The following is a 21,859-nucleotide window of genomic DNA, read 5'->3' on the forward strand; positions in this document are numbered from 1 at the left end:
CATCTGCATATAGAGATGAGATTCGTGAGCGAGCTCAGCATGGACCAGCTCAGTACGACGCCCCAGGACATCGCCCGCCGACTGCGGGAAGGCATGGCACGCGGCGTGCTGTCCTTCCCGCTCACGAGCATGGGAAGTGACGGCAGCCTCGACGCGGAGGCCTACCGGACCTATCTGACGGCCCAGTTGGCGACGGAGCCCGGTGCGGTGTTCCCCGCCTGCGGGACCGGCGAGTTCTTCTCCCTCGACGAGGAGGAGTACCGCACGGTCATCAGGGTCACCGTCGAGGTCGCCGACGGACGCCTGCCGGTGGTGGCCGGCACCGGATACGGGTGGGCCCAGTCGCTGCGGTTCGCCCGGATCGCCGAAGAAGAGGGCGCGGACGCCCTCCTGGTGATGCCCCATTACCTGGTCGAGGCCCCGCAGGCCGGCCTGGTGGAACAGCTGCGCCGCATCTCCGCCGGCACCCGGCTGCCCCTCATCGCCTACCAGCGTGGCCAGGTCACCTTCACCGCCGACGCCCTGCGCGAGATCGCCGACATCCCCACCGTCATCGGCCTCAAGGACGGGCACAGCGACCTCGACCGGCTGCAGCGTCTGACCCTCGCCGCCCCCGACGACTTCCTCTTCTTCAACGGCGCCGCCACCGCGGAGATCCAGGCCCGCGCCTACGCCACCGTCGGCGTACCCGCCTACTCCTCCGCCGTGCACGCCTTCGCCCCCGAGATCGCCGACGCGTTCTTCGCCGCGCTGCGCCGGCGGGACGACACGGCGGTGGACCGGCTGCTGCGGGAGTTCTACGTCCCGCTCGTCGAACTGCGCGACCGGGCGCCGGGATACGCCGTCGCCCTGGTCAAGGCCGCCGCCCGGCTGCGCGGCCTGCCGGTCGGCCCGGTGCGCGCCCCCCTCACCGACCTCGGCCCGGCCGACATCGCCGACCTGGAGAAGGTTCTCCACGCCGGCCTCGACCTGGTCTCGGCCCCTCGCAACAGGGCCTGAGCGCCCCGCCCTTCCTGACTTCCCCACCCCCCACACCGACTTGACCCACAGTTCAAAGGGGAACTGAAATGCCGCTCGTCGTAGTCGGGGTCAGCGTCTTGATCCTGTTGTTCCTCATGACCCGCCTGAAACTGAACGGCTTCGCCGCCCTCCTCTTCGTGGCCGTCGGCGTCGCGCTGGTGCAGGGGATACCGGTGGCCACGATCCCCGACGTCCTCTCGGAGGGCATCGGCGGCCAGATCGGCGACACGATGCTGGTCATCGGGCTCGGCGCCATGGTCGGCCGCGTCATGGGGGACTCCGGTGCCGCCCAGCGCATCGCCAACAAGATGCTGGACGCGTTCGGACCGCGCTGGGTCCAGGTGGCCATGGTGGTCACGTCCATGCTCATCGGCGTCACCATGTTCTACGAGGTCGCCTTCATCATCATCGTGCCCATCGCGTTCACCCTCGTACGCGTCACCGGCGCGAAGCTGCTGTGGATCGGGCTTCCGATGTCGATCACGCTCTCCACGATGCACAGCTTCCTGCCGCCGCACCCCGGCCCCACCGCCGTGGCCGCCACGTTCCACGCCTCCGTGGGACTGACCCTGGTCTACGGCCTGTTCATCGCGATACCCGCGGGGGCGCTCATCGCGCTGACGTGGCCCCGGCTTCCGTTCGTCAAGGCGATGAACCCCACCATCCCCACGGGCCTGGTCAGCGAGCACGAGTTCACCGACGAGGAAATGCCCGGCATGGGCTGGTCCCTGGCCGTGGCCCTCTTCCCCGTCGTACTGATAGCGGGCGCCTCGGTCACCGAGATGGCCACCTCCGCCGAGAGCCCGTTCCTGCACTTCGTCACCTTCATCGGCTCGGCACCGATCGCCCTGCTCCTGACCCTCCTCCTGGCGATCTGGGCGTTCGGGCCGCGCATCGGCCGCAGCCTTTCCGACGTCAGCGCTTCCTGTACGTCCGCGGCCAAGGCCATGGCCATGATCCTGCTGGTGATCGGCGCGGGCGGCGCCTTCAAGAACGTTCTCGTCGAAGGCGGCATCTCCGACCACATCAAGGACACCACCGACGGCTGGGCCATCTCACCGCTCATCCTCGCGTGGCTGATCGCGGTGATCCTGCGCATCGCCCTCGGCTCCGCCACGGTCGCCGTCGTCACCGCGTCCGGTGTCGTACTGCCGCTCCTCGCGGGCAGCGGCGTCCACCCCGAGATGCTCGTGCTCGCCGTCTCCTGCGGATCGATCGCCTTCTCCCATGTCAACGACCCCGGATTCTGGCTGTTCAAGGAGTACTTCAACCTCTCGGTCATCGAGGCGATCAAGGTCCGCACCACCTATACGACGGTGCTCGCGATCCTCGGCCTCGGCGGCGTCCTCGCGATGGAGTGGGCGCTTGACGTCCTGAGCCTCTGACCCTCGCGCCCCCTTACATCCCACACCCGCTCTCACACCCGCTCTCACACCTGAGGAATCGCCGATCATGAACAGGCAGCCGACCGTCACCGCGTTCAGCGTCTATCCGGTCGCCGGCCGGGACTGCATGGAGCTCAACCTCTCCGGCGCCCACGGCCCCTACTTCACCCGCAACATCGTGGTCCTCAAGGACTCCGACGGCCGCACCGGCCTGGGCGAGGTACCGGGCGGCGAGAAGATCACCCAGACCCTGCGCGACGCCGAGTCCCTCGTCGTCGGCGCCCGCGTGGGTGACTACAAGCGCGTCCTGCGCGAGATCGGCGACCGCTTCGCCGACCGCGACTTCGGCGGCCGGGGCGCCCAGACCTTCGACCTGCGCACCGCCGTCCACGCCGTCACCGCCGTCGAGTCCGCGCTGCTCGACCTCCTGGGCCAACACCTTGAAGTGCCCGTGGCCGCGCTGCTCGGCGACGGACAGCAGCGCGACTCCGTGCGCGTCCTCGGCTACCTCTTCTACGTCGGCGACCCCGACCGCACCGACCTCGACTACGTCCGCGAGCCCGACGCCTCCGTCGACTGGCACCGCGTCCGGCACGAGGAGGCCCTGACCCCCGAGGCGATCGTCCGGCAGGCCGAAGCCGCCTACGACCGCTATGGCTTCCGCGACTTCAAGCTCAAGGGCGGCGTCCTGGCAGGCGCCGAGGAGGTCGCTGCCGTGCGCGCCCTGAAGGACCGCTTTCCCCAGGCCCGCATCACCCTCGACCCCAACGGCGCCTGGTCCCTGCGCGAGGCGATCGAGCTGTGCGCTCCGCTGACCGACACCCTCGCCTACGCCGAGGACCCCTGCGGCGCCGAGGGCGGCTACTCGGGCCGCGAGGTCCTGGCCGAGTTCCGCCGGGCCACCGGACTGCCGACCGCCACCAACATGGTCGCCACCGACTGGCGCCAGCTGACCCACGCCCTGGCCCTGCAGTCGGTGTCCATACCCCTGGCCGACCCGCACTTCTGGACCATGCAGGGCTCCGTGCGCGTGGCGCAGCTGTGCAACGCGATGGGTCTCACCTGGGGGTGCCACTCCAACAACCACTTCGACATCTCCCTGGCCATGGTCACCCACTGCGGGGCCGCGGCCCCCGGCGACTACAACGCCCTGGACACCCACTGGATCTGGCAGGAGGGCCTGGAACGCCTCACCACCGCCCCGCCCCGCATCGTCGACGGAGAGATCGCCGTACCCCAAGCCCCCGGCCTCGGCGTCGAGCTCGACATGGACCGGCTCCTGGCGGCCCACGACCTCTACAAGGAGAAGGCCCTGGGCGCACGCGACGACGCCACCGGCATGCGCTACCTCATCCCCGACTGGCAGTTCGACAACAAGCGCCCCTGCCTGGTGCGTTGACGTCGACAGCTCCGCTCACTGCTCGGCGATGAGTGCCTCGACCCCGTCCAGGAAACGCTGGAGCCCGAACTCGAAGAGCGTGCCCAGTTCGAGATCGAAGTCGTCGTCGCCGAAGAGGTCGACGAGCACCGGATAAGCGCCGCTGGACTGGATCGCGTCCATCCGGGGCTCGTTCGACGCCATCCACTCCTCGGGGGTCATGCCGGTGTCCTGCCGAGCCTGGGACTCCAGCTCCATGGCCAGCGTGACGCCCTGGGCGTACCCCAGCAGCGTGAGATGGACATGGATCATCTGGTACGGCGAGAGCCCGAGCCCGCTCAGGGCGCCCAGGACCCGCTCCGTGTACCGCATCGCATGAGGTGAGGCCATCGGCCGGGTCAGCCCGGCCATGGCCCGCCCCAGCCAGGGGTGACGCTCATAGCGTTCCCACAACCACCGCGCCTCCTGCGCCAGTCGGGCACGCCAGCCGTGGGGCCGCGGACCCGACGGTTCCTCGCTGAACACCGTCTCCGACATCAGCCGCACGAGCTCACCCTTGCTCGGGACATGCCGGTACAGGGCCATGGTGGAGACCCCGAACTCGGCCGCGACGCGCCGCATGGACAGCGCCGCCAGACCCTCCGCGTCGGCGAAGGCGATCGCGGAGCGGATGACGCGCTCGCGCGTCAGCCCCTGCCCCGACGCGGCGCGGCGTTCGCGCACGGGCTCCGCCACGACCGTGCCGACACCGGGCACGGCGCGCACCAGACCCTCCTGCTTCAGCGCGGCGAGCGCCTTCGTGGCGGTCGCCATGGCGACCCCCCATTCCTGGGTGATGTGCCGGGTGGAGGGGACACGGTCACCCGGGGCGAGAGCGCCGGAGTCGATCCGTCGGCGGATGTCGCGCGCGATACGGAGATAGGGCGGGTCGGCGGTCATGACAGAACTGTACTAGTGCACTTCCTCACCACTCCCCCGGTTCAGCAGGGCCCCCGGCGGAGGTGCACTAGGCCATTGTTTGCGGCGTACACGTCGACCCGATTCCGTGTCGGTCATGGAGAACACACCCGGCCCCCTCGCGGGCCGCAAGGAATGGTCCGCCCTCGGCGTCCTGATGCTGCCGCTGCTGCTGGTCTCGATGGACGTCTCGGTCCTCTACTTCGCGATTCCGTACATCAGTCAGGACCTGGAGCCCAGCGCCACACAGCAGTTGTGGATCCTGGACATGTACGGCTTCGTCCTCGCCGGGCTGCTCATCACCATGGGCGCCCTCGGCGACCGGATCGGCCGGCGCACGCTGGTGCTCACGGGCGCCGCCGTCTTCGGCGCCGCCTCGGTCGCCGCCGCGTACGCGCACTCGGCGGAACTGCTGATCGCCACAAGGGCGTTGCTCGGGCTCGGGGGCGCCGCCCTGATGCCCTCGACGCTCGCCCTGATCCGCAACCTCTTCTGGGACGAGAAGCAGCGCCGCAAGGCGGTGACCGTGTGGACGGCCGTCATGACCACCGGCATCTCCCTGGGCCCGGTGGTCAGCGGTCTGCTCCTGGAACACTTCTGGTGGGGCTCGGTCTTCCTGATCAATCTGCCCGCGATGGTGCTGCTGCTCGCCCTGGTGCCGTTCCTGGTGCCGGAGTTCAAGTCGCCCCAACAGGGCCGCTTCGACCTCTTGAGCGCGGCGCTCTCGCTCGCCGCCCTGCTCCCGGTCATCTACGGCATCAAGGAGATGGCCCAGCACGGATACGAGCCCCTGCCCGCCCTCGGCGTCACCTCGGGTCTGGTGCTCGGCTACGTCTTCGTGCGCCGCCAGCAGCGTATGGCGCACCCGATGATCGACCTCGGGCTCCTTGGCCGCCGTGCCTTCGGCGGGCCGATGGTCGCCAATCTCCTCGCCATGTTCGCCACGGTGGGCATGGCCGTCTTCCTCACGCAGTATCTGCAGTCCGTCCGCGGCATGAGCCCCTTCGAGGCCGCCTTGTGGAGCATGGTACCGGCCGCGGGTATGGCCGTGATGGCTCCCACCGCGGCGGTGTTCGCGCAACGTGTCGATCGCGCGTATGTCATGGGCGGCGGCTTCCTCGTCTCCGCCTGCGGCTTCCTCTGGCTGACCCAGGTGCACACCGACACGGCTCTCTGGGTCACTTTGGCCGCGGCCTCGGTCTATGCGGGCGGCCTGGTCGCCGCCATGACGCTCGCCAACGAGCTCGCCCTGGGAGCCGCCCCACCGGAGCGTGCGGGCTCGGCAGCGGCCGTCCTGGAGTCGGGCCAGGAGCTGGGCGGGGCCCTGGGCATGGCGATCCTCGGCTCCATCGGCGCGGCGGTCTACAGCCGCGACATGGCCGACGCCCTGCCGGCCGGCGTCCCGCAGGCCGACGCGGTGCGCGAAACCCTGGGCGGGGCGACGACCGTGGCCTCGCACCTCCCGGCCGAGACGGCGCAGAGCGTGCTGTCGGCCGCGCGCGACGCCTTCACCCACGGGATGGGCTACGCCGCGATCGGGGCGGCCTGCGTCATGGCGGCCGCGGCCTTCTTCTCCTTCGCACGGCTGCGGGGCGCGGGCAGCACCGGAGCTGGTGCCGGAGCTGATGCCGGAGCTGATGCCGAGGCTGGTGCCGGAGCTCCCGGCGAGCCGCACCGTGCGCCCGAAGCCGCGGAACCGGCCGGGACGGCACCCCACCGATCCCGTGTCACGCCTGGTCAGAACGGTGCTCGCGGGACCTGGCCGCAGGTCCCGTGACCGGACTTCGTAGGATCTTGGGTGAGTACGCGGACGCCCCGACCCAGGGCCGCCGACACTGCCCGCGCTCCCTGCCGACCGCAGGGGCGGCCGTGGCGACTCCTGCCCTTTGTCATCCCGCCGTCCGGGTTTCCCGCCGGCTGAAGTCCGGAACGTCCTTACTTGAGCACCGACGAAATAACCGAGGCGCCGCCCGCGCCTGCCCCGCCGCACCCCACTCCCGCTGTCCGCCCCCGCATCCTGCCCCGCCTCGCGGGCCGCGCCCCCGCCCCGCCGCCGACGAGCCACACCCTGCACAACATCAGCGCTGTCACCGCGGTGCTGCTGGCCCTGGTGGCGGTCGGTTCCGTCGTCCACGAGCCGGTGCTCATCCCCCCGCTGGCGGCATCCGCTGCCATCGTGCACAGCGCCCCCGGGCTGGCACTGGCCCAGCCGCGCAGTGTGATCGCGGGCCACCTGCTGTGCGCCGGCGTCGGCTACGCGGTTCTGGCGGCGCTCGGCAGCGCCCCCTGGGCCGCTGCGCTGGCCGCGGGCATCAGCCTCGCCGTGATGACCGCGGCACGCACCCCGCACTCGCCGGCCTGCGCCACCGCGGTCGTCATCGTCCTGCACCACCCCCGGCCGGCGACGTTCGTGCCGCTGCTCGCCGGGGCGGTCGTCGTGGTCGTCCTCGCGGGGTGGGCGGCCTCCCGCGCCCGGCCCGGCGCGCAGCGCTACCCCGCGTACTGGTGGTGATCGCTTGTGCGTCGGCGCGAAGCAGTGTGAAGTTCTCTGCGTGACGTCCGTGGCCCGCACCCGCGGACGTACACGCTGAGACACGAGAAGGGACATGCGATGACAGCGGCCAAGACGGTGACGTTCCCCTCCGGTGTGAGCGTGCCCGCCCTGGGCCAGGGCACCTGGCGCATGGGCGACGATCCCGCCCGCCGCGCCGAGGAGCTCGCCTCCCTCCGCAGAGGCCTGGACCTGGGCATGACGCTGATCGACACCGCCGAGATGTACGGCAGCGGCGCCTCGGAGGAGCTGGTCGGCGAGGCGATCCGCGGGCGGCGCGACGAGGTGTTCCTGGTGAGCAAGGTGCTGCCGTCGAACGCCGACGCCCGCGGCACCGTCGACGCCTGCCGGGCCAGCCTGCGCCGCCTGGGCACCGACCGGATCGACCTGTACCTGCTGCACTGGCGGGGCGGGGTGCCTCTCGCCGAGACCGTCGAGGCCCTCGAAGGCCTGGTGAGCAGCGGCAGCATCGGCGCCTGGGGCGTGAGCAACCTCGATGTCGACGACCTCTCCGAACTCCCCCGGGGCGCTCTCCCGCAGACAAACCAGGTGCTCTACAACCTCACCCGCCGCGGCCCCGAGTACGACCTCTTCCCCTGGTGCCGTGAGCGTGCGGTGCCTCTGATGGCGTACTCGCCGCTGGAGCAGGGACGCCTGCTCGGTCAGCGTGCCCTGGAGTCCGTGGCATCGGAGCACGGCTGCACCCCGATGCAGGTGGCGCTCGCCTGGGTGCTGCGGCACGACGACGTCATCGCCATCCCGAAGGCTTCCACCCCGGCGCACGTGGAGGAGAACCACGGCGCCCTCGACGTCAGCCTCACCGAGGCGGACCTCAAGGCACTGGACGCCGCGTTCCCGGCCCCGGTGCGCAAGGAGCCACTGGAGATTCTCTGATCATCCCGGGCGGGGGAAGTGTGCGCTCCGCATGTCAGGGCACCCGCAAGTCCTGCGCATGCTTCCCCGCGCAGGTCGCTCTAGGGTGAATTCGGAGGCCGTACATGACCCTCGCCGCAAGCGGATCCTCGTCACTGCTGCTGATCATCGGCGTGGTGATCGTCCTTGTGCTGCTCGCCCTCTTCTGGTTCGGACGGCGGCAGGTCACCCGGCGCCCCAACCCACCGCAGGAGCCCCAGCCGCGCGCGAATTCGTGGGAGGAGCCCCACCAGGGCCCCTCGCAGTCGCGTTAGGCGTCCCGAGGAGGAACGGCATGCCCATCGCCACGGTCAATCCCGCCACCGGCGAGACGCTCGAGACCTTCGAGCCGCTGCAGGACGCGGAGGTCGAGCGCCGGGTGGCGGCGGCCCACGCCGCGTTCGGCCGGTACCGCACCAGCACCTTCTCCGAGCGGGCCCGGCTCATGAACCGGGCCGCGGACCTGCTTGAAGAGGACAACGCGTCCATCGCGCGCACCATGACCACCGAGATGGGCAAGCCCATCAAGGCGGCCAGAGCCGAAGCGGCCAAGTGCGTGAAGGCCATGCGCTGGTACGCCGAGCGCGCCGAGGGCCTGCTGGCGGACGAGCACCCCGCGCAGGCCGACGTCGAGGACTCCGGGGCGAGCCGGGCCATCGTCCGCTACCGCCCGCTCGGCGTCGTGCTCGCGGTGATGCCGTGGAACTTCCCGCTGTGGCAGGTCGTACGGTTCGCCGCTCCCGCCCTCATGGCGGGCAACGTCGGTCTGCTCAAGCACGCGTCGAATGTGCCGCAGACCGCCCTGTACCTCGAAAACCTCTTCCGCCGCGCCGGGTTCCCCGAGGGCTGCTTCCAGACGCTGCTGGTCGGCTCGGGCGCCGTCGAGGGCATCCTGCGCGACGAGCGGGTGGTCGCCGCGACCCTCACCGGCAGCGAACCGGCGGGACGCTCGGTGGCCTCCACCGCGGGCGACGAGATCAAGAAGACCGTCCTCGAACTGGGCGGCAGCGACCCCTATCTCGTGCTGCCGAGCGCCGACGTCGAGCGTGCCGCCGCGACCGCGGTGACCGCGCGGGTGCAGAACAACGGACAGTCCTGCATCGCCGCCAAGCGCTTCATCGTGCACACCGACGTATATGACGCCTTCCGGGACCGTTTCGTCGCGGGCATGCGGGAGTTGACCGTCGGCGACCCGGCGAGCGAGGACACGGACGTCGGTCCGCTCTCCACCGAACAGGGCCGCGCCGATCTGGAGGAGCTCGTCGACGACGCGCTCTCCCATGGCGCCACCGCCCTGTGCGGCGGGCAGCGCCCCAAGGAGCAGGAGCGGGGCTGGTACTACTCCCCCACCGTCCTGGCCGACGTGACCGAGCACATGCGCATCCACCGCGAGGAGGCGTTCGGCCCGGTGGCCACGCTCTACCGCGTGGCGGACCTGGACGAGGCCGTGACCCTGGCCAACGACTCACCGTTCGGGCTCAGCTCGAATGTGTGGACGCGCGACGACGCGGACATCGAACGCTGCGTACGAGACCTCCAGGCGGGCGGCGTCTTCTTCAACGGCATGACCGCCTCCCACCCCGGCCTGCCCTTCGGCGGCATCAAGCGCTCGGGCTACGGACGTGAACTGGCGGGCCACGGCATCCGCGAGTTCTGCAACGCCACGACGGTCTGGTACGGCCCGACCGATCAGTGACCGGCGGTGATGCCGGTCAGGATGAGGTCGATCCCGGCGAGGAACTCCGTGCGGTCGTCGTGCACGCGTAGCTGGTCCGCGACGCTGCGCAGGAACGCGAACTCCTCGGGGTCGAGGTCGGACCACGCGGCCGCGGCGGCGTCGAGGAAGTCGCTGCGGCTCGTGTCGGGCCGGCGTGCCTGGTGGGCGCGGGCGTCGGCCGCGTTCTGGCCGCCCACTCCGAGGATGTAGTTCAGGAACGCGGACGCGGCCGTGAACTGGGCCTGCCGGGGTACGCCGAGCGCCTGGACCTGGCGTCCGATGTGTTCGAAGACCCGCAGCATGGGCGACTGCCCCGGGGCGCGGGAGAGCTGTGTGCCGACCCACGGATGCGCCTCGATCGCGTCGAACACACCGAGCGCGAGCGCGCGGATCGCCTCCCGCGGCGTCGCCTCGGTGGTGCCGGCGGCCACGGTCCGGGCGATGACGGCGTCGGTGGCGGCGTTGAGCAGTTCTTCCTTGCCCGCGATGTGCCAGTAGATCGCGCCGGGTCCCGTGGCGAGGCGCTCGGCCAGCACGCGGAAGGTGAGCCCGCCCTCGCCCGCCGAGTCGAGCAGGGCGATCGACGCCTCGACGATGCGCTCCCGGGAGAGCGGTTCCTCTCGTCGCTCCGCACGACGCGTCCTCGTTGCCATGCACACATCCTGGCACAGCTCTGGAACCTCGTTCCAGCTTGACATCTCTGGAACGAGGTTCCAGTGTGTTCATGGAACGTCATTCCAGAGGTGCCCGTCGGGCCCACCCGGGAGGCGCATGACCAGAGGAGCCACCATGAAAGCCACCACCAACACACACACCACGAACACGCACACCACCGACATCGCGATCATCGGCGCAGGCCTGGGCGGACTGACCCTCGCCCGCGTCCTGCACGTCCACGGCATCACGGCCACGGTCTACGAGGCGGAGGCCTCACCCACGGCCCGGTCACAGGGCGGGATGCTCGACATACACGCCGACACAGGACAGTCGGCCCTCCAAGCCGCAGGCCTCATGGAGGAGTTCCAGGACCTCATCCTGGAGGGCCGCGAGGCAACACGCGTGCTGGCCACGGACGGCACCGTCCTGTACGACGACGACAGCGCACGCGGACGCCCCGAGGTGCAGCGCGGGGCGCTGCGCCAGATGCTGCTCGACTCCCTCCCGGCCGGCACCGTCCGGTGGGGGCACAAGGTCAGCGGCGTCCGCGCGCTCGGCGACAGCCGCCACGAGGTGACCTTCGCCGACGGCGGCACCACCGTCACGGGTCTGCTGATCGGGGCGGACGGCGCCTGGTCGCGGGTGCGGCCGCTGCTCTCCGACGCCACGCCCGAGTACATCGGCCGATCGTTCGTCGAGACTTATCTGTTCGACGCCGACGCCCGGCACCCGGCCGCCGCGAAAGCGGTGGGCGGCGGGTCGCTGTTCGCGCTCGCGCCGGGCAAGGGCATCCAGGCACACCGGGAAAGCGGCGGGACGCTGCACACGTATGTGGCGCTGACCGAGCCGAAGGAGTGGTTCGCCGCCATCGACTTCACCGATGGCGCATCGGCCGCGGCACGGATCGCGCGGGAATTCGACGGCTGGGCGCCCGAGCTCACCGCGCTGATCACCGACGGTGAGACCGCCCCGGTCCTGCGCACGCTCAACGCCCTGCCCGCCGCACACCGGTGGGAGCGCGTGCCGGGCGTGACCCTGCTCGGTGACGCCGCCCACCTCGCGGCGCCGAACGGAGAGGGCGCCAACCTGGCCATGTACGACGCTGCCGAACTCGGCAAGGCCATCGCCACGCACCCGGATGGCATAGAGGCCGCCCTCGCCTCGTACGAGCAGGCGATGTTCCCCCGCAGCGCAGCCGCCGCCACCGACGGCGCCGAGCTCCACGAGCTGCTCTTCGGCGACGACGCGCCGCGCGGCCTGGTCGGCATGTTCGAGGGAGGCGAGTAGCCCCGGCGGACGTCTGCGCCGCCCGTCCGCGCTGCCGCTCTTTTCTCAGTGGCCCGGCAGCGGCGGCTCGCCCTCTTCGGCGCCCGTCAGGCGCAGTTGGACCTGCACCTCCTGGTCGCCCGACACGTTGCCCCGCGGCGAGACGACGAAGGCCGATTCGAGCGTGGAGCGCAGCCGGTCCACCGCCACCGGGCTGCCCTGGAGGTCGGCGGTGACGGGCCCCGCGAGCAGCACACCGCGGACGGGCCCCGGACTGTCGGCGGCGAGGAACCCGCCGGTCCAGACGGCGGGGCGGGGCTGTTCCGTGCGGTGGGGCGCGTCCTCGCCGCGGTCGGAGGGGAAGTGGGTGCGCAGCACCCCGAAGACGGCGTCCGCGTCGGCCGCGGAGCACTCGCCGAGTACCACCTGCACCAGGTCCGGGGAGTCGGACTGTGCGGTGGGGGTTGCCGGGTCGGGTGTGTCGTTCACGCTGTGCTCCAGTGGGATCGCGGGGCTTGCTGTGTGATCACGGGTACCCGATGTGCGGGCAGGTATCTGGCGGTGGCGGTACCCGAACTGCTCAGAGGTCGCTGCGTCAGCTCAGAGGTCGCGCAGGGCGGGCAGCAGTTTCTTCTCCGCCCAGTCGATGAAGGGGCGTTGCTGGTCGCCGCCCACCTGGACGAGGGCGACCTCGGTGAAGCCCGCATCGACGAAGGGGCGTACGGCGTCCACGAAGGTGTCGACGTCGTCGCCGCACGGGACCTGCTTCGCCATGTCCTCGCGGGTGACGAACTGGGTGGCGCCCGCGAAGCCGGAAGGACCGGGAAGTTCGGAGTTGACGGGCCAGCCGCCGACCGACCAGCGGAACTGGTCGTGCGCGCGGGCGATGGCCGCGTCCTTGTCGGTGTCGTAGCAGACGGGCAGCTGGCCGACGCGGGGCTTGCCGCTGCCGCCGTGCCGGTCGAAGGATTCGACCAGGTCCCCCTTGGGCTCGGTGGCGATGACCAGGTCGGCCTTGCGCCCGGCCAGCGCGCAGGACCGTCCGCCGGAAACGGCCACTCCAATGGGCGGCAGCTTGTCGGGGACATCCCACAGACGGGCGTTCGACACGTCGAAGTGGGTGCCCTGGTGATTGACGTTGTCGCCGGTGAACAGCGCCCGGATGATGTCCACCGCCTCCTCCAGCATCTCCAGGCGAACCTGCGGCGACGGCCAGCCCGCGCCGACGACGTGCTCGTTGAGGTTCTCGCCCGAGCCGAGGCCCAGCCGGAAGCGGCCCTCGGAGAGCAGCTGCATCGTCGCGGCCTTCTGCGCCACCACGGCGGGGTGATAACGCACCGTCGGGCAGGTCACGTACGTCATGAGCGGGATCCGCGAGGTCGCCTGCGCCGCCGCGCCGAGCACGCTCCACGCGTAGGGCGCGTGCCCCTGCGAGTCGAGCCAGGGGAAGTAGTGGTCCGAGGTGACGGAGAAGTCGAACCCGGCCTGCTCCGCCGCGACGAGGTCGTCGACGAGCGCACGGGGGCCCGCTTGCTCGGTCATCATCGTGTAGCCGATTTGCACCATATTTGTACGCTTTGCCGAACTGCTCCCGCTGAAACCTCACCGCTCGCGGGCGCGCGAGGCCGTCACCCACGCCGCACGGCAGTACTCGGGTGCCCTCCTGGTCTACTTCCAGTCGTACGCGTAGGCGGCGACCCAGGTGATCTCCAGCTGCGCGCTGCTGCCGGGCGCCGCGCCCGGGCCCTCCAGCGCGCTCTCGTTCTGCAGGATCCAGGACAGCGGCCGGTCGGGAACGCCCCGGGTGTCGTGTCCGGTCTCCCGTCCGTCCACGAAGAAGCGCACATGCCCCGGGGTCCATTCGGTCGACACCGTGTGCCATTCGGTCCACGTGTCGGCGCCGCGGAAGTAACCCTGTTCGCCGCCGCCGCACGGATGATGGAAGGCGGTGAGGGATCCGGACCAGTTGCCTTCGGGGTGGTCCATCTCGCAGCCTCCGCCGTAGTGCAGCCAGGCCGACTTGTAACCGGGGGCCGGCTTGGTCACCTTGATGCGGGCGCTGTACTTGCCGTACTTCATCTGCATGACGGCGCGCGGTACGACAGCGGCGGCGTGCACCGGGCCTCCGTCGGCGGGCCGCCACATCCGGATGCGCATACGGCCGTCGCCGTTCTCCGCAGGGCCCACGCTCACGGTGTCCTCCGGGTGGTAGACACCGACGACGTCACGGCCGCGGTCGTTCGAGGTGTCACGCCAACCGGTCGGGTAGGCCCACCAGTTGTCGCGATAGGCGCCGTCGAGCCCGTCGCAGTACGCGGCGGAGGTATCGGCATGATGGTCACAGTCGCTGAATGCGCCGAGCGGCACCCGGTCACCATTGAAGTCCTCGGCCACGACCTGCCAGAACGGCCCGCAGTCGCCACGCGGCAGCTCGACCCCGACGCTGCCACAGGCATCGACGGAACGCGGCGCTCCCCCAGCGCTCGGAATGGACAAGAGGGCAGCGAGCAGCGCCGCACCGAGCGCCACAACGATGACCGGCCTACGCCGCCGCCCGCCCGCCGCATGTACTCCCATGGCGATGCCCTCCCTACCGGGCACCCAGCCCCACGGAGCCCGGGGGCGCCCGCGCGAAGGGGTCATCCTCGCGGAGGGGGCGGGGTCCGACCAGAGGGCCGACACGAGGTCCTGCGGAGCGCAATGACTTCCACCGCTCTTCGGCCCGCAAGGCCACCGGACGCCAAGAGCCGCGTCTGCTCGGCTCTGCCTGGGGCGACGCCGGGCGGGATGCCCTGCTCGGCAAGGGCGCAAGGCGATGACACTCCGGCCGTTTAGGTGACAAGATCCCGACCAACGCCGCACAGGGGGGCACATTGAATATCGCGATAGCCATGGGGGCGCCCAAGGGGAATTTAGACTCTCTGGCCCTTGACGGTGCACGGTTCTGCGTGGAGATGGCGCACAGGAATTTCGGTGAACCGCCGACCGGTTTCTGGGTGTTTCAGCGGAAGCCGATCCGCGTGCCGGTGCCCGCAGAAGACGTGGGGAGCTGGGTCGAGGAGTGGTTCGCCAAGGGCGACCCGGTCGACGCCCTGCGGGGTGAGCGGAAGCGCAACGCGGCCGAGCGCCTGGTGAAGAAGAACAAGGCCTTCGGGCCGGTGGGTTTCACGCTCGCCTCGACGCTGGAAGCGATCATCCAGGCGACGGGTGAGCTGACCGGTCCCACGCTCGCTGTCATCGTGCTGACCTCATCGCCGGATGACGGCGCCGCCATCATCGCCACGCTGAAGAGAGCTGCCCGCTATCCCGTTTTCTGGGTATTCATCGGAGCGAACTGGGACCACGAGCGTGTTCTCCACGTAGGCGCACTGGACACCCTGGGCCGACGCCCCGGCGATCCGGAGAACGTCCTGGTCCTGAAGACACACGGATGGGGCTCGGAATTCGGCGACTGGTGGATGACGCGGCGGATCAGAAAGGCGTCGGCCCGGTGGCTCCGCCACATGCCGCTGGGTTGAGATACCGATGCTTGAGCTATCCGCAGAGTGGCGGTCTGACGGACGAGCCAGATGCCCGTATGCCGACCAGTTCATGAGGGCGAAGCCGTACCGGCGGACGAAATCGACGTGCTCCGCCTTGCTGTGCCAGCCGTACCCCTCGTAGTACGCCCAAGAAAGGTCACCGCATGCCGACCTGGCTGATGATCCCGGTTCTTCTGCTCGTCGCACTCGGGATCGTGCTGGCCTGGCGGCAGAATCGGAACAGATAGAACAGATGGAGAACGCGCCGAGCGCATGAACTGGTGTACGCGTCCGCACCGTTGGGACGTAGGTTGTGTGTTGAACAGTTCTCGCCTCGGTGGAAAGACGGACGCTACCCATGACCGACCATGCCACGACGCCCGGACCTGCGGCGCATCAGAAGATCGACTCATCGGTGCCGCACTCGGCCCGGATCTGGAACTACTGGCTTGGCGGGAAGGACAACTACCCCGTCGACGAGGAGGCGGGCGACGCCTACAGCGCCGTCTTTCCCGGCATCGTCACCGTTGCCCGCAGCAGCCGCGCGTTCCTGCGCCGCAACATCACGTATCTGGTGTCGGAGGCCGGCATCGGGCAGTTCCTGGACATCGGGACCGGGCTGCCGACCGTGGACAACACCCACGAGGTGGCCCAGCGGCTCGATCCCAGCACCAGGATCGTGTACGTCGACCACGACCCGATGGTCCTCGCGCACGCCCGCGCCCTGCTGACGTCCACGCCCGAGGGCGCGACCGCGTACGTGGACGCCGATCTCTCCGACCCCGACCGCATCCTGGCGGCCGCGGCCGAGACGCTCGACCTCTCCCGCCCCACCGCGCTGATCCTCAGCAACATCCTGGGCCACGTCGCCGACTACGACCAGGCGCGTGCCATCGTCACCCGCCTGGTGGACGGCCTGCCCTCCGGCAGCTACCTCTCCATCAACGACGGCTCCCGAGGCACCGACGCCACCTACGAACAGGCCCAGGACGCCTACAACAAGACCGGCGCCGTCCCCTACTTCCTGCGCCCCGTCGACCAGATCACGGCGTTCTTCGACGGCCTGGAACTCCTTGACCCCGGTGTGGTCTCGGTCCCCTTCTGGCGCCCCGCCCCCGACTCCCCCACCCCGGAGCCCATCGGTGAGCACGGCGGCCTCGCCCGCAAACCGTGACGTGACGTGTCGTGTCGCATCTGCGGGCCGCGAGCGGCGGCCCGCGGACGCGCACGACATGCCGGAACGTGTCTCCTGACTCAGGCTGGTTACGCGGTCAACCGCAGATCCCGCTTCGACGAGGGAGCAGAGCGCCATGGGGACCGATGTCTACCGGTCGGAAGTGCCCCTGACGGTGAACGGCACGCCCTGCCGTCCCACCGTCGACCACCGTTCGACGCTGCTCGACGTCCTGCGCGAACAGATGGGTCTCACCGGCACCAAGAAGGGCTGCGACCACGGCCAGTGCGGTGCCTGCACCGTCCTCGTCGACGGGCGGCGCGCCAACAGCTGTCTGCTGCTTGCCGTCGCCCACGAGGGGTGCGAGATCACCACCGTCGAAGGACTGCGCGACGGAGACGGCCAGGGCCTGCACCCCGTACAGCGTGCCTTCCTGGAGCGCGACGCCTTCCAGTGCGGCTACTGCACACCAGGTCAGATCTGTTCGACCGTCGGCGCCCTGGCGGAGGCCGCCGCCGGCCACGCCTCGCACGTGACCGATCCGGGCGCGGACACCGGCGTCCCGGTGGAGCTGACCCGGGACGAGATTCGTGAGCGGCTGAGCGGGAACCTGTGCCGCTGCGGCGCCTATCCGCACATTGTCGAGGCCGTCGAGGACGTGACCCGGTGAAGCCCTTCCGGTACGTGCGCGCCTACAGCGTCGAAGAGGCGACCGCCGCCCACGCGGGCCGCCCCGGCTCCTGCTATCTGGGCGGCGGCACCAACCTCGTCGACCTGATGAAGCTGGGCGTCGAACGCCCCGGAACGCTGATCGACGTCAGCAGGCTGCCGCTGGACGCGGTGGAGGAGCTGCCCGACGGGTCCGTCCGGGCCGGCGGGACGGTCCGCAACAGCGACCTCGCCGCCCACCCGCTGGTACGCGAGCGCTACCCGGTGCTCGCCCAGGCCCTGCTCGCGGGAGCCTCGGGCCAACTGCGCAACGTCGCCACGACCGGCGGCAACCTTCTCCAACGCACCCGCTGCCCCTACTTCCAGGACCTGGGAAAGCCGTGCAACAAGCGCGAGCCCGGCACCGGCTGCGGCGCACGCGACGGCGTCCACCGCGACCACGCGATCCTCGGCCACTCGCCGCAGTGCATCGCCACGCACCCCTCCGACATGGCCGTCGCACTCGCCGCGCTCGACGCGCAGGTGGAGCTGCACGGCGTACGGGGCCGACGCACCCTGCCCGTCGCCGAGTTCCACCGTCTGCCCGGCGGCCGTCCGGAGCAGGACACCGAGATCGCGCCCGGCGAGCTGATCACCGGAGTGCTGCTCCCGCCCACGACGGCGGGACTGCCCTCGGCCTACCGCAAGGCCCGCGACCGCGCCTCGTACGCCTTCGCGCTCGCCTCGGTGGCCGTGGTCCTGGACGTAGAGGACTCCGTCGTACGCGAGGCCCGCATCGCGTTCGGCGGCGTGGCCCACCGGCCCTGGCGCGCCCGGCGTGCCGAGGAGGAACTGCGCGGCGGCGCACCGAGCGACCAGGCGTTCGGGGCGGCCATGGACGCCGAGCTCGCCGCGGCCGAGCCGCTGCACGACAACGCGTTCAAGGTGCGGCTGGCCCGCGACCTCGCGTGTGACGTCCTGCGGCACCTGGCGGACTCGCCCCCCGCCGCGTGAACCCAGCCTCACCCGCGGACTCGCCCCCGTCGCCTGAACCCAGCCCCGACTACTGCCCTCCGCTTCCAGGGAGATTCCCATGCCGGACACCGTCAGCGCCCTCGGAGCGCCCGCCGAGCGCAGGGAGGGGCCCCAGAAGGTGACCGGGGCCGCCCTCTACGCCGCCGAGCACACCCCCGACGGGTGCGCCTACGCCTGGCCGGTGCCGGCCACGGTGGCGCGCGGCTCGGTCAGCGCCGTCGACGACGCGGCGGCCCGGGAGGTGCCCGGCGTAGTCGAGGTCCTCACCCACCTGAACGCGCCTCGCCTGGAGAAGCCGGACGACGCGACGCTCGGCGTGCTGCAGGACGCGCGCGTGCCCCACCGGGGCTGGTACGTCGCGCTGGTCGTCGCCGACAGCCTGGAAGCGGCGCGCGAAGGCGCAGCGGCCGTCCGCGTCACCTACACCGAGGAACCGCACGACGTCACCCTCAAGGCCGACCACCCCGAGGCCTTCGTGCCCGAGGACGAGGACGGCACGTCGGGAGAGCACGTCCGCGGCGACGCGGAGGGCGCCTTCGACTCCGCGCCCTCCCGCGTCGACGTCACCTACCGGGTGCCGCCGCTGCACAACCACCCCATGGAGCCGCACGCGGCGACCGCGCAGTGGCGGGACGGGCGGTTGACGGTGCACGACAGCAGCCAGGGCGCCACCACCGTCCGCGATGTCCTCGCGTCCCTGTTCGCGCTGCCCAAGGAACAGATCACCGTCATCTCCGAACACGTCGGCGGCGGCTTCGGCTCCAAGGGCACGCCCCGCCCGCACGTGGTCCTTGCCTCCATGGCCGCCCGCGCGACCGGACGGCCCGTCAAACTTGTCCTGCCGCGCCGCCAGTTGGCGGCCGTGGTGGGCCACCGCTCGCCGACCCTGCACCGGCTGCGCCTTGGCGCGGAGCGGGACGGCAGGCTGACGTCCGTGATCCACGAGGTGACCGCGCACACCTCCCGCATCAAGGAGTTCATGGAGACGGCCGCCGCCGCCACGCGTGTCATGTACCCCTCGCCACACGCCCGCACCACCCACCGTGTGGTGCCCCTCGACGTGCCGAGCCCCTCCTGGATGCGCGCCCCCGGCGAGGCGCCCGGCATGTACGCCCTGGAGTCGGCGATGGACGAGCTCGCGACGACCCTCGGCATGGACCCCGTCGAACTGCGCCTGCGCAACGACACCGACACCGAGCCCGACTCCGCCAAGCCCTTCAGCAGCCGCCACCTCGCCGAGTGCCTGCGCGAGGGCGCCCGCCGCTTCGGCTGGTCCGACCGCGCCCCGCGCCCCCGCTCGCGCACGGAGGGCCCCGTCCTGATCGGCAGTGGGGTCGCCGCGGCCACCTACCCGGTGGTCGTGGCACCGAGCCGGGCGAGCGCACACGCCTACCCCGACGGCAGCTTCGTGATCCGCGTCAACGCGACCGACATCGGTACGGGCGCCCGCACCGTGCTCGCCCAGGTCGCCGCCGACGTGCTCGGCGTCCCGCTGGACTCCGTACGCACCGACATCGGCAACAGTGACCTTCCCAACGCGCCGCTGGCGGGCGGCTCCTCCGGCACGGCCTCCTGGGGCTGGGCCGTCCACGAGGCCTGTACGCGACTGGCCGCACGCCTGGCCGGACAGCGGGACCAGCAGCTGCCCCCGGAGGGCGTCGGTGCCACCGCCGACACCAAGGGCGAAGCCGACGCGGACAGCGACTACGCCCGGCACGCCTTCGGCGCCCACTTCGCCGAGGTCGGCGTCGACACGGTGTCCGGGGAGGTCAGGGTGCGCCGCCTCCTCGGGGTCTACGCGGCCGGGCACATCCTCAACTCCCGTACCGCGCGCTCGCAGTTCATCGGGGCGATGACGATGGGCCTCGGCATGGCGCTGACCGAGGGCAGCACCATGGACGCGGCCTTCGGCGACTTCACGGAGGCCGACCTCGCCGCCTACCACGTACCGGCCCACGCGGACGTGCCCGCCATCGAGGCGCACTGGATCGACGAGGACGACCCCCACCTCAACCCCATGGGCAGCAAGGGGATCGGGGAGATCGGCATCGTCGGGACGGCCGCCGCCATCGGCAACGCGGTGCACCACGCGACAGGTCTGCGACTGCGGGAACTGCCCCTCACCCCGGACCGGCTGCTGGCGGGCGGTCTGTAAACCGAAGGCGCCGGGGCCGTCGCGCCTGGCTCGGTCTCCAGGACACCGGGGTCTTCGCGCCGGACTCGGTTCCCAAGACATCGGTACCCAAGACACCAGGGCCGCCGCTCCCGGGTAGATCCCCAAGACACCGGAGCCGTCGCGCCCCGCTCAGGCAGCCGACCGCTTCTCCCTCGTCCAGTCCAGCAGTTTCTCCGCCGTCCAGGTCGTCACCACGCGGTCGGCGGGCACCCCGCACTCCTCGGCCCGCTCGCACCCGATCACCTGCCAGTCCAGCTGGCCGGGCGCGTGCGCGTCGGTGTCCACCGAGAACAGCACTCCGGCGTCCACGGCCCGGCGCAGCAGCCTGCGCGGCGGGTCGAGCCGTTCGGGGCGGCTGTTGATCTCCACCGCCGTGCCCGCGGCCGCGCACGCGGCGAACACCTCGTCCGCGTCGAACTGCGACTCCGGTCGGCCGCGCCCGGTGACGAGGCGGCCGGTGCAGTGTCCGAGCACGTCGGCCCGTGGGTTGCTGACGGCGGCGACCATGCGCCGCGTCATCGCGGCGGCGTCCATCCGCAGCTTGGAGTGCACGGAGACGACCACCACATCAAGCCGGTCGAGCAGCTCCGGCTCCTGGTCGAGCGAACCGTCGTCCAAGATGTCGCACTCGATGCCCGTGAGCAGCCGGAAGGGGGCCCAGCGCTCGTTCAGGTCCGCCACCACCGCCAACTGCTCGCGCAGCCGCTCCGGCGAGAGGCCGCGCGCGATGGTCAGCCGAGGCGAGTGGTCGGTGAGCACGGCCCACTCGTGGCCGATCGCCTGGGCCGCACGGCCCATCTCCTCGATCGGGCTGCCGCCGTCGGACCAGTCGGAGTGCAGGTGACAGTCACCGCGCAGGAGCGCCCGCAGTTCGGCGCCGCCCCCGGCGAGCGGGGCGTCCGCCTCACCTTCGAGCCGCTCCAGATATCCCGGCACGTCGCCGCCCAGCGCCTCGCCGATCACACCGGCGGTCTTGGGGCCGATCCCCTTGAGCGACTCCAGGGACCCGTCGGCGACACGCCGCGCCGCCTCGCCGTCGGCAAGACCGCCCACCACGGCGGCCGCGGTGCGAAAGGCCCGCACCCGGTAGGTCGGGGCACGGCCGCGCTCCAGCAGGAAGGCGATCCGTTCCAGCGCCTCGACGGGATCCATCAGCACCTCCGGCCGTCAGGGATCACGACGGCATACGTGTGCTTCCAGCGTCGCCCACAAAGGGCGGCGGGGCATGTGAAGGCCGGGGCTTGTGAAAGCCGGGGCCCTGTCCGCCCCGGAACGACGTCTACGCCGCAGGCTCGGCGGACTGCTCGTCGGGTACGACCGTGATCGGCCCCCTGAAGTCGAGCACGGCCTCGGCTCTCTGCTGGGTCTCCTCGGCGGCCTTGCGGGCTGTCGCGAGGACGTCGCCGTGCTCCTGGACGAGGGTTTCGTAGATCGGCGCCTCAGCGGCGTCATGGGCTGGCAT

At 71.1% G+C, this 21,859-nt stretch carries 21 protein-coding genes; 14 read left to right on the forward strand and 7 right to left on the reverse strand.

Annotated features, from left to right (window positions below):
• The first annotated feature begins 39 nt into the window (after positions 1–39).
• From AB0I66_RS07495 to AB0I66_RS07505, 3 genes are all read left to right on the forward strand, one after another.
• Complete coding sequence (locus AB0I66_RS07495; protein WP_363207832.1) at positions 40–999, forward strand: 5-dehydro-4-deoxyglucarate dehydratase; 960 nt, start codon at positions 40–42, stop codon at positions 997–999.
• Between the two features lie 68 nt (positions 1,000–1,067).
• On the forward strand, positions 1,068–2,405 hold the full coding sequence (locus tag AB0I66_RS07500; RefSeq protein ID WP_363206814.1) for a gluconate:H+ symporter: 1,338 nt from the start codon (positions 1,068–1,070) through the stop codon (positions 2,403–2,405).
• A 67-nt stretch (positions 2,406–2,472) separates the two neighbouring features.
• Positions 2,473–3,804: an enolase C-terminal domain-like protein gene (locus AB0I66_RS07505; protein ID WP_363206815.1), complete on the forward strand. Its 1,332-nt coding sequence runs from the start codon at positions 2,473–2,475 to the stop codon at positions 3,802–3,804.
• A 15-nt stretch (positions 3,805–3,819) separates the two neighbouring features.
• Here the strand turns inward: AB0I66_RS07505 and AB0I66_RS07510 are convergent, their stop codons facing one another.
• Positions 3,820–4,722 carry a GntR family transcriptional regulator gene (locus AB0I66_RS07510; RefSeq protein WP_363206816.1) on the reverse strand — a complete coding sequence of 301 codons (903 nt, stop codon included), beginning with the start codon at positions 4,720–4,722 and terminating at the stop codon, positions 3,820–3,822.
• Between the two features lie 115 nt (positions 4,723–4,837).
• On the opposite strand from AB0I66_RS07510, the gene AB0I66_RS07515 reads away from it, so the two are divergent.
• The 5 genes from AB0I66_RS07515 to AB0I66_RS07535 all read left to right on the forward strand — a co-directional run bounded on the left by AB0I66_RS07515 (position 4,838) and on the right by AB0I66_RS07535 (position 9,899).
• The gene (locus AB0I66_RS07515) at positions 4,838–6,517 is read left to right on the forward strand and encodes an MFS transporter (RefSeq protein ID WP_363206817.1); all 1,680 of its coding nucleotides are present in this window, start codon (positions 4,838–4,840) and stop codon (positions 6,515–6,517) included.
• Between the two features lie 162 nt (positions 6,518–6,679).
• Complete coding sequence (locus AB0I66_RS07520; protein WP_363206818.1) at positions 6,680–7,252, forward strand: HPP family protein; 573 nt, start codon at positions 6,680–6,682, stop codon at positions 7,250–7,252.
• A 99-nt stretch (positions 7,253–7,351) separates the two neighbouring features.
• Positions 7,352–8,185 (forward strand): aldo/keto reductase, encoded by an 834-nt coding sequence (locus tag AB0I66_RS07525; protein WP_363206819.1) that lies wholly within the window; start codon positions 7,352–7,354, stop codon positions 8,183–8,185.
• Between the two features lie 104 nt (positions 8,186–8,289).
• Complete coding sequence (locus AB0I66_RS07530; protein WP_363206820.1) at positions 8,290–8,478, forward strand: DUF6479 family protein; 189 nt, start codon at positions 8,290–8,292, stop codon at positions 8,476–8,478.
• Between the two features lie 20 nt (positions 8,479–8,498).
• Positions 8,499–9,899 (forward strand): NADP-dependent succinic semialdehyde dehydrogenase, encoded by a 1,401-nt coding sequence (locus AB0I66_RS07535; protein WP_363206821.1) that lies wholly within the window; start codon positions 8,499–8,501, stop codon positions 9,897–9,899.
• Here the strand turns inward: AB0I66_RS07535 and AB0I66_RS07540 are convergent.
• Positions 9,893–10,573: a TetR family transcriptional regulator gene (locus AB0I66_RS07540; protein ID WP_363206822.1), complete on the reverse strand. Its 681-nt coding sequence runs from the start codon at positions 10,571–10,573 to the stop codon at positions 9,893–9,895. The genes AB0I66_RS07535 and AB0I66_RS07540 overlap by 7 nt on opposite strands.
• Before the next feature lie 136 nt (positions 10,574–10,709).
• Here AB0I66_RS07540 and AB0I66_RS07545 point away from each other — a divergent pair, with 136 nt between their 5' ends.
• Positions 10,710–11,864, forward strand: a complete 1,155-nt coding sequence (locus AB0I66_RS07545) for an NAD(P)/FAD-dependent oxidoreductase (protein WP_363206823.1) — start codon at positions 10,710–10,712, stop codon at positions 11,862–11,864.
• Positions 11,865–11,909: 45 nt separating this feature from the next.
• Here the strand turns inward: AB0I66_RS07545 and AB0I66_RS07550 are convergent, their stop codons facing one another.
• The 3 genes from AB0I66_RS07550 to AB0I66_RS07560 all read right to left on the reverse strand — a co-directional run bounded on the left by AB0I66_RS07550 (position 11,910) and on the right by AB0I66_RS07560 (position 14,420).
• Entirely contained in the window at positions 11,910–12,332 is a 423-nt protein-coding gene (locus AB0I66_RS07550; protein ID WP_363206824.1) for a hypothetical protein, read from the reverse strand.
• 111 nt (positions 12,333–12,443) lie between these two features.
• The gene (locus AB0I66_RS07555; protein WP_363206825.1) at positions 12,444–13,409 is read right to left on the reverse strand and encodes an LLM class F420-dependent oxidoreductase; all 966 of its coding nucleotides are present in this window, start codon (positions 13,407–13,409) and stop codon (positions 12,444–12,446) included.
• A 102-nt stretch (positions 13,410–13,511) separates the two neighbouring features.
• The gene (locus AB0I66_RS07560) at positions 13,512–14,420 is read right to left on the reverse strand and encodes a glycoside hydrolase family 16 protein (RefSeq protein WP_363206826.1); all 909 of its coding nucleotides are present in this window, start codon (positions 14,418–14,420) and stop codon (positions 13,512–13,514) included.
• A 371-nt stretch (positions 14,421–14,791) separates the two neighbouring features.
• On the opposite strand from AB0I66_RS07560, the gene AB0I66_RS07565 reads away from it, so the two are divergent.
• The 5 genes from AB0I66_RS07565 to AB0I66_RS07585 all read left to right on the forward strand — a co-directional run bounded on the left by AB0I66_RS07565 (position 14,792) and on the right by AB0I66_RS07585 (position 20,376).
• Entirely contained in the window at positions 14,792–15,361 is a 570-nt protein-coding gene (locus AB0I66_RS07565; protein ID WP_363206827.1) for a hypothetical protein, read from the forward strand.
• A gap of 361 nt (positions 15,362–15,722) precedes the next feature.
• Entirely contained in the window at positions 15,723–16,538 is an 816-nt protein-coding gene (locus AB0I66_RS07570) for an SAM-dependent methyltransferase (RefSeq protein WP_363206828.1), read from the forward strand.
• Between the two features lie 136 nt (positions 16,539–16,674).
• Positions 16,675–17,208 carry a 2Fe-2S iron-sulfur cluster-binding protein gene (locus AB0I66_RS07575; protein ID WP_363206829.1) on the forward strand — a complete coding sequence of 178 codons (534 nt, stop codon included), beginning with the start codon at positions 16,675–16,677 and terminating at the stop codon, positions 17,206–17,208.
• Positions 17,205–18,200 carry a xanthine dehydrogenase family protein subunit M gene (locus AB0I66_RS07580; protein WP_363206830.1) on the forward strand — a complete coding sequence of 332 codons (996 nt, stop codon included), beginning with the start codon at positions 17,205–17,207 and terminating at the stop codon, positions 18,198–18,200. Before AB0I66_RS07575 ends, AB0I66_RS07580 begins: the two co-directional genes overlap by 4 nt.
• A gap of 79 nt (positions 18,201–18,279) precedes the next feature.
• The gene (locus tag AB0I66_RS07585; protein ID WP_363206831.1) at positions 18,280–20,376 is read left to right on the forward strand and encodes a xanthine dehydrogenase family protein molybdopterin-binding subunit; all 2,097 of its coding nucleotides are present in this window, start codon (positions 18,280–18,282) and stop codon (positions 20,374–20,376) included.
• Between the two features lie 150 nt (positions 20,377–20,526).
• Here AB0I66_RS07585 and AB0I66_RS07590 read toward each other — a convergent pair whose 3' ends face one another.
• Positions 20,527–21,549, reverse strand: coding sequence for a PHP domain-containing protein (locus tag AB0I66_RS07590; RefSeq protein WP_363206832.1), 1,023 nt, complete (start codon positions 21,547–21,549; stop codon positions 20,527–20,529).
• 127 nt (positions 21,550–21,676) lie between these two features.
• Positions 21,677–21,859: a hypothetical protein gene (locus tag AB0I66_RS07595; protein ID WP_363206833.1), complete on the reverse strand. Its 183-nt coding sequence runs from the start codon at positions 21,857–21,859 to the stop codon at positions 21,677–21,679.

The sequence above is a fragment of the Streptomyces sp. NPDC050439 genome, assembly GCF_040655335.1.
Classification (GTDB): domain Bacteria; phylum Actinomycetota; class Actinomycetes; order Streptomycetales; family Streptomycetaceae; genus Streptomyces.